The 14,781-nt window shown below is 36.5% G+C and carries 14 protein-coding genes and 2 tRNA genes; 3 read left to right on the plus strand and 13 right to left on the minus strand.

Annotated features, from left to right (window positions below; genetic code table 11):
* Positions 1 to 270: 270 nt before the first annotated feature.
* From ACEW8U_RS19920 to ACEW8U_RS19930, 3 genes are all read right to left on the minus strand, one after another.
* A tRNA-Thr gene (locus ACEW8U_RS19920) sits at positions 271 to 343 on the minus strand.
* Between the two features lie 282 nt (positions 344 to 625).
* Positions 626 to 3,058 carry a DUF349 domain-containing protein gene (locus tag ACEW8U_RS19925; protein WP_373523812.1) on the minus strand — a complete coding sequence of 811 codons (2,433 nt, stop codon included), beginning with the start codon at positions 3,056 to 3,058 and terminating at the stop codon, positions 626 to 628.
* A 54-nt stretch (positions 3,059 to 3,112) separates the two neighbouring features.
* Positions 3,113 to 3,682, minus strand: coding sequence for a YqgE/AlgH family protein (locus ACEW8U_RS19930; protein WP_373523813.1), 570 nt, complete (start codon positions 3,680 to 3,682; stop codon positions 3,113 to 3,115).
* Between the two features lie 90 nt (positions 3,683 to 3,772).
* Between ACEW8U_RS19930 and pdxH the strand changes: the two genes are divergently transcribed.
* Positions 3,773 to 4,408, plus strand: a complete 636-nt coding sequence (pdxH, locus tag ACEW8U_RS19935; RefSeq protein ID WP_373523814.1) for a pyridoxamine 5'-phosphate oxidase — start codon at positions 3,773 to 3,775, stop codon at positions 4,406 to 4,408.
* Between the two features lie 2 nt (positions 4,409 to 4,410).
* On the opposite strand, the gene bshB1 is transcribed toward pdxH, so the two are convergent.
* From bshB1 to ACEW8U_RS19975, 8 genes are all read right to left on the minus strand, one after another.
* Entirely contained in the window at positions 4,411 to 5,127 is a 717-nt protein-coding gene (gene bshB1 / locus ACEW8U_RS19940) for a bacillithiol biosynthesis deacetylase BshB1 (protein ID WP_373523815.1), read from the minus strand.
* Positions 5,128 to 5,174: 47 nt separating this feature from the next.
* Complete coding sequence (locus ACEW8U_RS19945; RefSeq protein WP_373523816.1) at positions 5,175 to 6,212, minus strand: peptidoglycan DD-metalloendopeptidase family protein; 1,038 nt, start codon at positions 6,210 to 6,212, stop codon at positions 5,175 to 5,177.
* A 9-nt stretch (positions 6,213 to 6,221) separates the two neighbouring features.
* Positions 6,222 to 7,166 (minus strand): thioredoxin-disulfide reductase, encoded by a 945-nt coding sequence (trxB, locus tag ACEW8U_RS19950; RefSeq protein ID WP_373523817.1) that lies wholly within the window; start codon positions 7,164 to 7,166, stop codon positions 6,222 to 6,224.
* Between the two features lie 195 nt (positions 7,167 to 7,361).
* Positions 7,362 to 8,225: an RNA polymerase sigma factor RpoD/SigA gene (locus ACEW8U_RS19955; protein ID WP_084121786.1), complete on the minus strand. Its 864-nt coding sequence runs from the start codon at positions 8,223 to 8,225 to the stop codon at positions 7,362 to 7,364.
* A gap of 89 nt (positions 8,226 to 8,314) precedes the next feature.
* A complete protein-coding gene (gene pnp, locus ACEW8U_RS19960; RefSeq protein ID WP_373523818.1) occupies positions 8,315 to 10,450 on the minus strand; it encodes a polyribonucleotide nucleotidyltransferase in 2,136 nt (711 codons plus the stop codon).
* A 107-nt stretch (positions 10,451 to 10,557) separates the two neighbouring features.
* Positions 10,558 to 10,833, minus strand: coding sequence for a 30S ribosomal protein S15 (gene rpsO / locus ACEW8U_RS19965; protein WP_373497633.1), 276 nt, complete (start codon positions 10,831 to 10,833; stop codon positions 10,558 to 10,560).
* A 64-nt stretch (positions 10,834 to 10,897) separates the two neighbouring features.
* Positions 10,898 to 12,778, minus strand: a complete 1,881-nt coding sequence (locus tag ACEW8U_RS19970; RefSeq protein ID WP_373523819.1) for an LptF/LptG family permease — start codon at positions 12,776 to 12,778, stop codon at positions 10,898 to 10,900.
* A 73-nt stretch (positions 12,779 to 12,851) separates the two neighbouring features.
* Positions 12,852 to 13,247, minus strand: coding sequence for an START-like domain-containing protein (locus ACEW8U_RS19975; protein WP_373523820.1), 396 nt, complete (start codon positions 13,245 to 13,247; stop codon positions 12,852 to 12,854).
* A 251-nt stretch (positions 13,248 to 13,498) separates the two neighbouring features.
* Here ACEW8U_RS19975 and ACEW8U_RS19980 point away from each other — a divergent pair.
* Together ACEW8U_RS19980 and ACEW8U_RS19985 are read left to right on the plus strand one after the other, a co-directional pair.
* A tRNA-Met gene (locus ACEW8U_RS19980) sits at positions 13,499 to 13,572 on the plus strand.
* A gap of 42 nt (positions 13,573 to 13,614) precedes the next feature.
* Positions 13,615 to 13,869 carry a GIY-YIG nuclease family protein gene (locus ACEW8U_RS19985; protein ID WP_373523821.1) on the plus strand — a complete coding sequence of 85 codons (255 nt, stop codon included), beginning with the start codon at positions 13,615 to 13,617 and terminating at the stop codon, positions 13,867 to 13,869.
* Positions 13,870 to 14,130: 261 nt separating this feature from the next.
* Here the strand turns inward: ACEW8U_RS19985 and rplT are convergent, their stop codons facing one another.
* Positions 14,131 to 14,475 carry a 50S ribosomal protein L20 gene (gene rplT / locus ACEW8U_RS19990; protein ID WP_373523822.1) on the minus strand — a complete coding sequence of 115 codons (345 nt, stop codon included), beginning with the start codon at positions 14,473 to 14,475 and terminating at the stop codon, positions 14,131 to 14,133.
* Between the two features lie 116 nt (positions 14,476 to 14,591).
* On the minus strand, positions 14,592 to 14,781 hold a 190-nt coding region (gene rpmI, locus ACEW8U_RS19995; protein WP_373523823.1), incomplete at its 5' end, for a 50S ribosomal protein L35.

The following is a 14,781-nucleotide window of genomic DNA, read 5'->3' on the forward strand; positions in this document are numbered from 1 at the left end:
GGTTCGAAATTCGAAATTGAAAAATTTTAAAATTGGAAGATTGAAAAATTGGTTGTTAGGTGATATATGCTGATCCAGCTTGATTATTTTACCCTTCGGAGGAATACTGACAACGAAGATTGTGCTGATGTTCACAGGTGAAAAAATCAGTGAAAATCAGCTATATCAGTGTTATCAGCGTGCAAAAAAACCAATTAATAACGAGCGGACAATGACTTACCGAATACAAATGATATAAATGTAAAAAGGATAGCCGAAACTATCCCTTTGAGCCTCCTGTCGGGATCGAACCAACGACCTACTGATTACAAGTCAGTTGCTCTACCAGCTGAGCTAAGGAGGCTTATTAAATTATGAGGCCTTTAATCTTTATTCATTTACTCTACCATCCCGATTGCTATCGGGATAATGAGGCTTATTAAATTATAAGGCCTTTAATCTTTATTCATCTACTTTACCATCTCGATAGCTATCGGGATAGGAAGGCGAAAATGATGTGAATTTTAATCTTAGATCAGACCTTTGCCTGAAATCGTGGTGCAAATATATGTGGATAGATGAAGGGTGCAAAAGGTTTTTAAAAAAAAATAAGGAGATAATGTTTATCTCCTTATTTATGAGTGCATTAAAATTCTCTAATGATGGTCAGCTTTTTCTTTAGCTTCTCAACCTCCCTTTCAGCCTTCTGTATTTTTTCATCAAATTGATCTTTTAACTTATCTGCCGTCTTGGAGGCAGCAAAGAATTCCAAGTTGTTTTTCCAAAGCGTGATACTGTTTTCCAGATCTGAAATCTGTTTTCTGATTCCATGCTCTTTTTTGTTAAGTACCCTGTTACTATTAGGGTCTGTTTGAAGTTTGTTGAGATTGAGTCGGAACAAAAACTCTTCTTTATTTCCGCCCTCTATGCCCATTTTCTTCACATAGGTATCGACAGCCTCGTTGAACTTGGCCATAATTTCTTTCATGTTCTTTCTGGGAACAAATCCTATCGCATTAAATTGAGAAATTAAGGCTTCCAGCGCCGATTCCGATAGATCCGTTCCTTTTGACTCTTCGGTGATCTTCTGGCAAAGTGCTTCTTTGGTTTTTAAATTTTCATCAAATTCCTTGTTGATCTGTTTGGTGGAATTTCTCCTGTTTTCAAAAAAAGTATCACAAGCTGATTTAAATCTTTTATAAAGTTCATCTCTAACTTTTTCAGGAGTCGGACCAATTTTTTTCCACTCTTGTTGTAAGGAAATCATTTGACTGGCTGTCTGCTGCCAATCAGTACTATCCTGAAGCGCTCTTGCTTTTTCAATCAATTCTTCTGCTTTAACTTTATTGGCCAACCTGATTTCGTCAAGTTCTTTGAAGAAATGATTTTTATTCTGAAAAAATTGCTTGAAATGTCCCCAAAACTGTTTATTGATTTCCTTTCCGTTTTCTCTCGGAACAGGACCTATTGCTTCCCAATCTTTCTGTATAGCCAAAACTTCTTTGGTTTTTACATTCCATTCTTTGATCTTACTGGCCTTAAAATCCTTAAAGGATTCCAGTCTTAGGATAAGGGACCCCTTTTTTTCAAGGTTTTCGATCAAGGTACCTTTTTGGTTATCATAGAATTCCTTTCTTCTTGAATAAACAGCATCGGATGCAGATTTAAACCTGTTCCAAAGTTTTTCCTGTTCATCTCTTGGCACAGGACCAATATGTTTGAATTCTTCATGAAGATCATTAAGGCTCTTTATAGCTTCCTTGAGATCTGGAACTGCAAAAAGCGATTCTGCTTTTTCACAAATTTCAAGCTTTTGTTCAAGATTTTTCTTTCGGTCGAGTTCTTTGAGTTCAAAATAAATACTCCTATTATCGTAGAAGCGATCCATCAAAGCATTGAATGAAGCCCAAAGGTTTCTATTCTGTGCAGCAGGTACTGGGCCTATTTTTTTCCATTCATCTTGTATTTGCTTAATGGTATTGATACTATGTGTAGTTTCTTCTCCATCAACCGATTCTCTCAACCTGTCAAGGATCTGGTTTTTAGCAAATAAATTCTTTTCTTTCTGTCTTTCCTGTTCTTTGAAAAATGTAGATTTTCTGTCTCTATATTCATTGAACACCACAAACATAGCTTTATCCTCATCTGTGGGTCGATATTCGAAATCATCAGCATTTCCGCCATTAGTCACGAATGCATTTAGTGCTTCTTCTTTTTCATGGTTGAAGATCTCCTCAAAATGACTTTTTATTTCAGCGAGTTGGCTATCATTTTTTAAAAATCCGTCACTTGACAACAACTCCTTGAAGCTTGATAAAAGTTGTTTTTTGGAATAGTTTGAATAATCTACATGTGTATCTTCTTCGATTTCAGCATGGTCTTCATGTTCATCTTCAGAATGGGAAACAGCATTTTCTTCAGAAGTGATTTCAGTGGATTTCTCAGCCAATGCTACAGGAGTTTCACTTTCTTCAATATTTTCAGTCTCGGATGTAGCAACGGTAGCTTCTGTTATGGTTCCTTCAGGTATAACAGGTGCGGCTGTCTCCTTCAAAGAAGGTTTTTCAAGTTCATCTGTTTCAGTTGATTTCTCAGCCGATGCTACAGGTGTTTCACTTTCTTCGATGTTTTTATCGTCGGATGATGAAGCTGTTACTTCTGCTAAAATTACTTCAGTTGTCACAGAATCAGTAGATTCCGTCAAAGAAGCTATCTCAGGCTCAACTGTTTCTGGATTTATTTCAACAGATTCAGTATTGGTTTCTATAACAGCTTCATAGGTTTTTTCTTCTTTGGATTCCAGTGGTGATGGAATATTATCAGAGGGTGATTCCTTGGGATTTATATTTGAAACTGGCTCATTTTCAACTTTAGCAATGGCTGGCTCTATCTCCTCAGTTATTTCTGATTCTAAGACCTCATTATCCGATATATCCTCATTACCTTTTCCCTCTACTGGAATTACTGAATTGGAATTTTCGGCATTTTCACTGTTTTCTTCATTACCTTCCGCTTTCTGAATTTCTTCTTTGGCATAGGTCACCTTGTCTTTATCAGACATTTCTTTGTCATTGCTCATAATAAAACTGGTACTTATTTAATGGCTGTTAGAAGCAAAAGTAATAAAATTGCTTCAATTTAATCTTGGGTCAATTGGATAATTTGCCAACAGTTGGTATTCACCTCCCATATTTTTCAGTATATTTCTCCATATTTCTTCGGGAGAGTCATAAAAAATACTTTTGGAATCAATTTTTTCACATACAATCCATGTATTTTCTTGTAATTCATTTGCCAATTGACCCTCTGCCCAACCGGAATAACCTATAAAAAATCTGATATTTTCATTTGAAATTTCTTTATTTTTCAATTTTTGGATCAATTCTTGAAATTCACCTCCCCACCATAAGTTCTCCCCCAACTGTATACTGCCCGTCATCATTTGTTCTCCTGAATATATGAAATGCAGGGTATTCTGTTCTACAGGTCCTCCCACATAAACATCACTGTCCATAAAATTCAAGTCATCCACAATCTCACAAAGTTTCAAAATTGAAAGCTTGTTCAAAACAAGACCGAACGACCCGTTTTCATTGTTTTCACAAACCAATATCACAGACCTCACAAAATTTTCATCTTGTAAAAAGGGTTCGGAAATTAAAAGATGTCCTGCCTTTGGTATGTTGTTTGGATTAAGATTCATAAAAAATACATTTAGATTGTGCGCTTAAGTTATATCTAAATTTCATAAATGCAATAAGAATGATAATTTTAAGCTTAAATTTCCAACGACATGAAAATATCTGACCTTCGTATAGATTATACGCTCAAATCACTTGATGAGAAGGATGTTACAGCTTCACCCTTAGATCAGTTCAAAGTTTGGTTTGATGAAGCCCTCAAAGCCAAAGTCATGGAGGCCAATGCGATGACATTGGCCACTGTAAGACATGATGGTCTACCCAATGCTAGAATTGTATTGCTGAAAGGTGTGGATGAAGGATTTGTTTTTTTTACAAATTATGCCAGCGAAAAAGGGCGAGAATTGAATGATAATCCTTATGGAGCACTTACTTTTTTTTGGCCCGAATTGGAAAGACAGGTGAGGTTGATTGGAAAAGTTTCTAAGATCTCACCAGAAGAATCGGATGAATATTTTTTATCAAGACCCTTCTCCAGTCAAATTGGAGCATTGGCATCACCTCAGAGTAAACCTATTCCCAACAGACAGTTTATTGAAGAAAGAGAAAGTAAATTAAGGGATGAGCTTAACCATACTTCTATCAAAAGACCGGAAAATTGGGGAGGTTACAGGTTACTTGCCAGCGAAGTAGAATTTTGGCAAGGTAGGCCTAGCCGATTGCATGATAGAATATTATATACCCAAGAAACTGATGCTAGTTGGAAAATCTCAAGGTTAGCTCCCTAATTTTATTTAAGGTCAAATAAATTTTTAACTCCAATCATTTTTTCAACTGTAAATCCCTCTCCAAATTTAACATTGATACTATGCCCAAATTCGCGAGCTCTTGCTTCAATAAAATCCAGAAAATCTTCTGAGGAAATAAAACTGGCAGGTTCCATATTTTCAGGATCATAAAATTGGGATTTAAAAGCTCTTATACTAGCCAATTTTATTTCCCAAAAATCTGATATATCCACCACAAAATCAGGTTTGATGTAATTATTTTGGATATAATGATAGACGAAGTTTGGTCTCCATGGACTTTGATTTGAATTATCATAAAAAGTCTCAATTTTAATTAAACCACTCATAAAACAAGAATTTGATGCCAAATTTGCACCTTTCCCATGGTCGGGATGCCTATCAGACACAGCATTAGCAAGGACGATTTCGGGGCGATATTTCCTAATTATTTTAATGATATCGATCTGATGATCAGCGTCATCACTGAAATAAATATCTTTGAATTTCAGATTTTCCCGTGCTGACAATCCCAATATTTTCCCTGAATTTTCAGCCTCAATTAATCTCATTTCAGGTGTTCCCCTAGTCCCCATTTCACCTTGGGTGAGATCCAAAATTCCTACTTTATACCCTTTTGAGATATGAGAGGCAATGGTTCCTGAGCAGGCCAACTCACCATCGTCAGGATGTGCTGCAATAACTAGGATATCTAATTTCATAATTTTCAATTTAAAACTTTAAGAGCATTTCCCTTTGGAAAAGAATACTATTTGATCCTTAGCCTCTGCCCCACCCTTATTACCGAATTGGTTGAAATATTATTGAGGCGGGTGATTGTACTGACCCTAACACCATAGCGTCTTGCTATGACACTCAAGTTTTCCCCACTTCTTACCCTGTGATAAACAGCTTGTTGTGCTTTTATTACATGGTCAAAACTAGTAGAGGTTATGGTATAGAATTCACTTTTTATCCTTCCGATATTAAAATCAAATATTTCGGTTGGATTGATGGAAAGTCCCTGGTACCTAATTTCAAAGTGAAGATGAGGGCCTGTGCTTCTACCTGTACTACCTCCCAAACCAATTATTTCACCTGCTTTTACCTCTTGTCCTATTTCTACAGAAAATTTTGATAAATGTCCATAAAGTGTTTCAAGCCCATTTTTATGCCTTACCACGATATAATAACCATACCCATTTCTATCAAATGACCTGATTCTTACAATTCCATCAAAGGCACTATATACAGGATCTCCTGTGGTGAGTTTTAAATCTGTACCATGGTGCCATCGAAACCTTCTAAATCCAAATTCCGATGTTATCCTTGATTCATTTAAAGGAAGTTTCCAATCTGTACCAAAAAATGGGTCATACAGTTTTATCAATACGCTATCCTTAAAATCTTTAGGGTTGAAATCATAAATATTAATTTTTTGACTATCCCAGGAAGAATAATATTCAAAAGCTGTGACCCAAATACTGTCAATTAGGATCTGTTCAGAAACCTGTACCAGTTGATTAGTAGGTGCCCATATCAAAGATAGCGTATCCTCAGCTACAATACTGAGACGCTTTTTAAGATTGACATAATCTTTGTAAAGTAGTGAGTCGGTTTCCCGTGTCAATTCCTGTAGGTATTTTTCGGAATCGAAAAGTCTCAAATCCCTCGAAAGGGGATTATTTTGGATATTAGTTTGAGGTTTGGATTTTTTGATGATTTTTGGAAAACTCTGGGCAAAGGAATTTTCTATCCTTATGACCATAAAAATCAATAATATAATCCAAAGACCTTTTAATTTCATTATTCCTTATTATGACAATTCTTTAGAAGCTAAATACCTTTCTGCATCTAAAGCAGCCATACAACCGGTTCCTGCGGCAGTAACTGCCTGTCTATAAATATGGTCTTGCGCATCACCACTGGCAAAAACACCTTCCACGTTTGTCCGGGTGCTGCCAGGTATCGTTTTGATATAACCTGTCTCGTCCATATTGATGATACCTTTAAAAATCCCTGTATTGGGTTCATGACCAATAGCTACAAAGAAGCCTGAGATTTTAAGATTTTGGGTTTCGTTTGTCCGGTTATTTTTTACTGTAACACCTACCACTTCATCTTCTCCAAGTATTTCAACTGTTTCAGTATTCCATAAGATCTCAATCTTAGGATTTTTTATCACCCTGTTTTGCATGATTTGGGAGGCACGCATTTCATTCCTTCGCACTATCATGTAAACTTTACTACAAATATTGGACAGATACGAAGCTTCTTCACAAGCAGTATCACCTGCCCCAACTATTGCCACATCCTGACCCTTAAAAAAGAACCCATCACATACAGCACATGCTGAAACACCTTTTCCATTCAGTCTTTCTTCGCTTTCGATTCCAAGCCACTTGGCTGATGCACCTGTGGAAATGATCACGGTGTCAGCATGAATTGTAATTTGTTCATCGACAACAACCTTATGGGGATAACCACTGAAATCAATGGCAGTCACCATACCATATCGAACCTGTGTACCGAATCTTTCGGCTTGTTTTCTAAAATCTTCCATCATTTCAGGGCCCATGATTCCATCCGGATAACCAGGATAATTTTCAACATCTGTAGTAATGGTCAATTGTCCTCCAGGTTGGGCGCCTGTATACAAAATTGGGCTAAGACCAGCTCTTGCAGCATAAATTGCGGCAGTATAGCCCGCAGGTCCGGAACCAATGATCAAGACTTTGGTTTTTTCAATTTCTGAAATCATTTGATTATTTTTTTGAGGTTGGCAAATTTTGTTAAAATACCTTTCACAACAAAGTTTATGGATGTTAAAATTCCCTAATCCTTACCGACCTGATGATGATCAGCGGGTTATTTTTCTATTTTATTTTGTGAAAGAGAAGTCAATAAAAAAAGGGGAATAATCCCCTTTTTAGTATTCTATTGCTTATTGGATATTTTAACCAAGATATGGTTTTAAAGTTTTACTTCTAGAAGTATGCCTTAACCTTCTGATTGCCTTTTCTTTAATTTGTCTAACTCTTTCTCTTGTCAAATTAAACTTTTCACCAATTTCTTCCAAAGTCATGGCATGTTCTCCGTTGAGTCCAAAATAAAGTGTGATGACATCAGCTTCTCTTTGGGTAAGCGTTGACAAAGCTCTTTGTACCTCTTTTCTCAAGGAATCGGTCATCAACCCATCATCAGGCTTTTCATCACCATCATTTTCAAGAACATCCAGGAGACTATTTTCTTCTCCTTGAACAAAAGGTGCATCCATTGAAACATGTCTACCTGAGATTTTCATGGTGTCTACTACTTCACCGGCAGTTACTTCAAGAACTTCAGCCAATTCTTCTGGAGATGGTTCTCTTTCAAATTTTTGCTCCAGTTCGCTAAATGTCTTGCTTATTTTGTTCAAAGATCCTACCCTGTTCAATGGAAGTCTTACAATCCTGGATTGCTCAGCCAAAGCCTGCAAAATTGATTGTCGGATCCACCATACAGCATATGAAATGAATTTGAAACCTCTTGTTTCATCAAATCTCTGCGCCGCTTTGATCAAACCAAGATTACCCTCATTGATCAAATCACCAAGAGAAAGACCTTGATTCTGATATTGTTTGGCTACAGATACGACAAATCTGAGATTAGCTTTTGTAAGTTTTTCCAATGCAAGTTGATCACCTTCTCGGATCCTTTTTGCCAGTACTACTTCCTCATCAGCTGTGAGAAGATCTACCTTACCAATTTCCTGGAGATACTTATCCAAAGATTGACTTTCTCTGTTGGTGATCTGTTTGCTAATTTTTAGCTGCCTCATTCAAGAATATATTTTCAGTTATTACTCAATTGTTAACAGAATTCAAATTAAATAAAGTTCAAAGTAATAAATACTTCCTTTATTTAATCTTATTTTTCTGATTTTTCGGGTTTGGGTATTAAAACTTTTCTTGAAAGCTTAAACTTACCCGTCTTTTTATCGACATCTATCAATTTCACCATTATTTCTTCTCCTGGTTCTAAAACTCCTTCCATATTTTCAAGTCTTTCCCACTTGATTTCAGAAATATGTAAAAGTCCATCCTTTCCAGGCATGAATTCCACAAACGCACCAAAAGGCATAATGTTTTTGACGATACCTGTATAAGTCTCTCCAATCTCCGGCTGTGCTACAATCGCTCTGATTCTAGAGATGGCAGCATTCATAGAATCTTGATTGTTCGAGAAAATATTGATTTTACCTTGATTATCTTTTTCTTCAATAATAATGGTAGCACCAGTATCTTTTTGGATTTCTTGAATTACTTTGCCACCGGGTCCAATCACTGCACCTATCAATTCTTTAGGAATACTCATCGTAAACGATCTAGGTGTATGAGGCTTGAGATCAGGTTTTGGTGCAGAAAGGGTTTTCTTGATTTCTTCCAAAATATGAAGTCTACCTTCTCTTGCCTGATAAAGAGCTTCTTTCAACACACTGTAATCAAGTCCTTCAACTTTAAGATCCATCTGACAGGCTGTAATTCCTTTTTCAGTTCCTGTCACTTTGAAATCCATATCACCCAAGTGATCTTCATCTCCAAGAATATCGGAAAGAATGGAATAATTTCCTGTTTTCGGATCCGAGATCATTCCCATTGCAATACCCGTAACCGGAGATTTGATTTGAATACCCGCGTCCATCAAAGCAAGAGAACCAGCACAAACTGTCGCCATTGAAGATGATCCGTTTGATTCTAAGATGTCGGAAACAATTCTGATTGTATATGGATTGTCATCTCCCGAAGGCAATACTTTTTTCAATGCCCTCATGGCTAGATTACCATGACCAACTTCTCTTCTACCAGGTCCCCTGTTTATTTTTACTTCTCCCGTAGAAAAGCCGGGAAAATTATAATGAAGGAAGAATTTATTGAAGCCTGAAAACATAGCTCCATCCACCATTTGTTCATCCATTTTTGTACCCAAAGTACAAGTAGTGATAGATTGTGTTTCACCTCTGGTAAAAATTGCTGAACCATGTGCAGATGGTAAATAATCCACTACAGACCAAATGGGCCTGATTTCATCAAGTTTTCTACCATCTAGTCTTTTCTTCTCATTCAATGTAAGGTTTCTGGCGGCTTCTTTATGAATCTTGGAAAAATAGGATCCAATCAGACTTGCTTCGAATTCATGTTCCTCTCCAAGGCTTTCAACAAAACCTTCTTTGATAGCTTTGATCAATTCTGATCTTTCAGACTTGTTAGCAAGTTCTCTTGCAACTACCTCATAACATTTGCCATAAAGGTCAGCATGCATTTTTTCATACAATGCCGAATCAGATTTTTCGTGGTTGTATTCTCTTTTAACCTCTTTTCCTACCGCTATGGTCAGTTCTCTTTGTACCTTGCAATGTTTTTTGATTTCATCATGTGCAAACTGAAGGGCCTCAACCATTTCATCCTCCGAAATCTCATTGGCCTCACCTTCAACCATCAGGATATACTCCTCGGATCCAGCTACTATAAATTCAAGTGAAGCAGTTTCGAGTTGCTTCGGGGTAGGATTAATAATCAGCTTACCATTTAATTTACCAACTCTTACTTCGGATATAGGACCATTAAATGGGATATCGGATACAGCCAAAGCCGCTGAAGCTGCCAAACCGGCAAGGCAATCAGGTACTATGTCATCGTCTGCAGACATTAAAGTAATGGCAATATTGGTGTCAGCATGATAATCGTCAGGAAAAATTGGTCTGATCGCCCTATCTACGATCCGGCTGATCAGAATCTCATAATCAGAAAGTCTTCCTTCTCTTTTCAAAAAACCTCCAGGTATTTTACCTGATGCAGCGAATTTCTCTTGGTAATCTACGGACATGGGAAGGAAGTCAACACCTTCTCCAGCCTCTTTTTTTGAAACAACAGTGGCAAGCAACATAGCTTTACCCATTTTCACAACAACCGCTCCATCAGCCTGCTTTGCCAATGCACCGGTTTCAATAATGATTTCTCTACCATCCTCAAGGACAATAGTTTTTGAAATTACGTTTGGTAACATAAATTTTGGTTAAGAATAATAATGTAAGTATAGATTTAAAAGTAAGGTTTAATATCGGGGTAAATAAAAAAGTAAGGTTCTCCCTTGAGAACCTTACGTTGAAATGATTACTTTCTAATTCCTAAGTCAGCTATTACAGCTCTATATCTTTCAATGTCATTTTTGACAAGATAGTTTAGGAGACTTCTTCTTTTACCAACTAATTTTAAAAGACCCAATCTTGAGGAATGGTCTTTTTTGTTTGTTTTCAAATGGTCAGTCAAGTGCTGGATTCTATAAGTAAACAACGCAATCTGGGATTCCGGTGAACCTGTATCTGTATCCGCTTTTAACCTGCCATGATTTTTGAACAACTCTGATTTTTTCTCTGTAGTTAAATACATGCCTAGTTAATTATTTAATTTTAAATCAGCCACAAAGGTATAGCTATTATTTTGATTTTAAAAATCAGGTATGAATTTTAGAATATAATCTATTGAACCCGATTTTAATGGTTTTGAAGATTTCTGTATACGTATCGGGTTCAAATAAGCGCGCATCTTTCCTAGCTTGTCTGAGAAAGAAGAAACCTATTGGAAGCAGAACCAAGATAGAAAACCAAGTTCCAAAAAGTGGATCTGTCAATCCTTCTTTTGCCCATTTCTCTCCTGTAATAGTAAGCATATAATAGATAATGAAAAAAATAATGGACATCAAAACAGGCATACCCAACCCTCCTTTTTTAATGATTGCTCCCAAAGGTGCACCGATCATAAACATCACGATGCAGGCAAAAGCTGTTGTATACTTTTGATACCAGGCAATTTCAAACCTGCGATACTCTCTTTCAAGATTATCAATTTGGGACAGTTTGGTATTGAAATTATTTTTGATGGTTCTGGCATTATTCATTCCAATTGTTGCGGCGCGGTTTTTATATCCTCCGTTGATTATAAGGGAGTCCATCAAGGATTTTTTTTCTTCGGTGAATCCTACAAATTCACTTGAAATACTCTCTTCATTTTGGGTTATGGGGACATTTCTTGGAGTTCCGGCATCTCTAAAGCTATCAAATAGCTCCTTACTGGTCAAAGAATCTATTGATTTACCAGTTAAATTGTTTTTAGTAAGGAGTCTATTACTTCTTTGTTGGACTTTTTCTGCTGAAATGTTGGATTCACTCTCCAAAGGAATAGATTTTGAATCGTTTTCAAATTCGGTAATACCACTGATACTATCAAGATTTTGAATTATGACCTCATTTTCTGTTAGATATAAAGAATCTGATGTTGATAAGGCAACTACTCCTCCAATGCTGTCCATGCCAATTTCATTGGGAGTCTGATTTTCCAACTCCAGTTTTTGTTTTGTCATGGCTTTTACAATCCTGATTGAATCATCTTTTTCTTTTCTCGAAAGAATATCCACAGGGGGAGTAAGTTTTCTGCTTCTGGTGAAATAGGGAAAAGCTGATTCAGTATTTATATAATTATAATAAACTATTTGATTGATTTCAGTAAACATGGAATCCAGACCTGATTTCAGTTGGGAAATATTTTTTATCGAACGGTTTGTTGACCATAAGTCTTCAGGAGTCCTGTTCATCTGAAAAGATTCAAGATTAAATATAATCTGATTCTCTGAAAAACTTGTTCTGCTAAAATCAACAGGTTTTTCACTGATGCCTCTTTGAGACCTTGATTCCTTATAACTCGTACCATGGTACAAAGTCATGCTCATGTAACTTTCGTTGAAAAAAGGTTCCATTCTTCCCGAATCGGCAAGAATAATGTTGATGTTTCCCTGTCCTTCAGAATGATTATAAATGATGATATCCCTAAGTCTGATTTCATCCATTTTTTGATTGACTTTGATGCTATAATTAGGGATACCACTATAAAAAACACCTTCTTTAATATCAAGAGCAGGCGATTTCATTCTTATATCGTAGAGAAGGCTGAACGTTTTTAGATTTACCTTTGGGACAAGGTAATTATTAGAGAGATAAGCAAAAATGCTAAGAAAAAATACAAAAATTCCTATTGGTCTCAATGCCCTGATCAATGAAATACCACTGCTTTTCAATGCTGTGAGTTCGAAATGTTCACCGAGATTACCAAACGTCATCAATGAAGACAACAATACTGCCAATGGCAATGCCATGGGAGAAATGCTGATCACGAAATAGGAGAACAATTCCATGTAAATCCAAAAACTGAGTCCTTTGCCGAAAATTTCATCGAAATATTTCAACATATTGACTGTTAATAGAATAAAGTCAACGACTATAAAGGTCAAAAAGAAGGGCCCAATAAAAGACCCTAAAATCAGTTTATCTATTTTTTTCATTGAAATAAGCCATACCAAGTATAGTAACGGCAAAGGTTGCAAATATTTTCAAAAAACCTGCATTTTGAATAATTCAACCTCCGATTATTTCTTTCAGATTATTGATCAGACTTTCCCAAATTGATTCCAATTCATCATCATCATATGAATCACTGTAATCAATAACTTTTAAGAAAAGGGTCTGTGTCAAATCATTTTCTTCTAATTTAAATTCTATATAAGAATTGTCTGATTCATCCAGATTATTAGGATCAAAAAAGTCAAATTTAACATGCATGTTTGTCCTTAATGCCACGATTCTAGCATAATGGTCTTCTCCATCAAAATGGAAAATATAGGTTTTATCTTCGTTGATAGTGACATCATCCGCAAACCATTCGGACAATCCACTTGCAGAGCTCAAATAAGGAAATAAAATTTTCCTAGAAGTATTGATTTGATAATCAGCAACAAACTTGTTCTTTACCATTTTTTCAGAATTTTAGTTTTCAAAAATTCATTTTTTTGCAGGCAATCGCTTGCAATTATATTCATAAGACCTCATATTTGCACTCCGAATTGGCGAGGTGGCTCTCCCGATAGCTATCGGTATCAATTCACAGCCAAATCTGATATCAATATATCTGGCGAGGTAGCTCAGATGGTTAGAGCGCAGGATTCATATCCGCCGCGGCGGACAGGGATCCAACTCCCATCTAAATTGACATTATTAATTTTCCTGGCGAGGTAGCTCAGATGGTTAGAGCGCAGGATTCATAACCCTGAGGTCAGGGGTTCAACTCCCCTCCTCGCTACTCAAGCCCCTCTTTTGGGGCTTTTTTTTATATTACAATACTATGTTCTGTGTATACGTACTCTTTTCTTTTTCCGCCGGCAGGTTTTATACCGGAATGACCTCAGACCTTATTACAAGGTTTAAATTCCACAACGAGAAATCAACCAAAGGACATACTATCCGTCACAGACCATGGTATTGCATTCATGTAGAGTTTTTCGATACCAAATCTCAAGCCCTTCAAAGAGAGAAAGAACTGAAATCTGGTAAAGGAAGAGATTGGATTAAATCAACTATTCTTCCCAAATACCTCTAGCCCTGGATTCATATCCGCCGCGGCGGACAGGGGTTCAACTCCCCTCCTCGCTACTCAAGCCCCTCTTTTGGGGCTTTTTTTATTAAAAAACCAATGCCTTAAAACCCCCTCAATATATGGATTTTAAAGATTGGCTTTCCTGATTTTCTGTACTTCTGTAATATAATAAAAAATCACAAACATACCTTTTCAAACAAAAAAATAAGCATAAAAAAAGCCCCAAAATCTGGGGCTTTTTTTATAAGGTAAGTTAGTGCCTACTTACTTAACTTTTTCAACTACAGCTTTGAATGCCTCTGGGTGATTCATAGCCAAATCTGCAAGAACTTTTCTGTTCAATTCAATATCAGCTTTTTTCAACATACCCATAAACTGAGAATATGAGATACCAAATTGCCTGGCACCCGCATTTATACGCTGGATCCACAAAGCCCTGAATTCTCTTTTCTTGACTTTTCTATCTCTATAAGCGTATTGTAAACCTTTTTCATACTTATTTTTTGCTACTGTCCAAACGTTCTTTCCTCTTCCGAAGTAGCCTTTTGTTGCTTTCAATACTTTTTTTCTTCTTGCTCTTGAAGCAACTGCATTTACTGATCTTGGCATAATGTTTTAATTTTTGACTCTAGGTGCCTTCAGGTTCGTCTGAAAGGTCTTGGTGACCTAAGCGTCTGGTGAATAAATAACCTTAATTGATTTTGAAGGATTGAAAATAGATTAAACTATATTCTCAACATGGCTTTTACTCTGCCTTCATCTGACTCATGAACCAATGTCATTTTGGTAAGATTTCTCTTTCTCTTGGTAGATTTCTTGGTCAGGATGTGACTTTTGTAAGCATGTTTCCTTCTGATTTTTCCGGTACCTGTCAGGGTAAACCGTTTTTTCGCACTTGATTTAGTTTTTACTTTA

It is taken from the genome of Aquiflexum sp. (assembly GCF_041751335.1).
Taxonomy (GTDB): Bacteria; Bacteroidota; Bacteroidia; order Cytophagales; family Cyclobacteriaceae; genus Aquiflexum.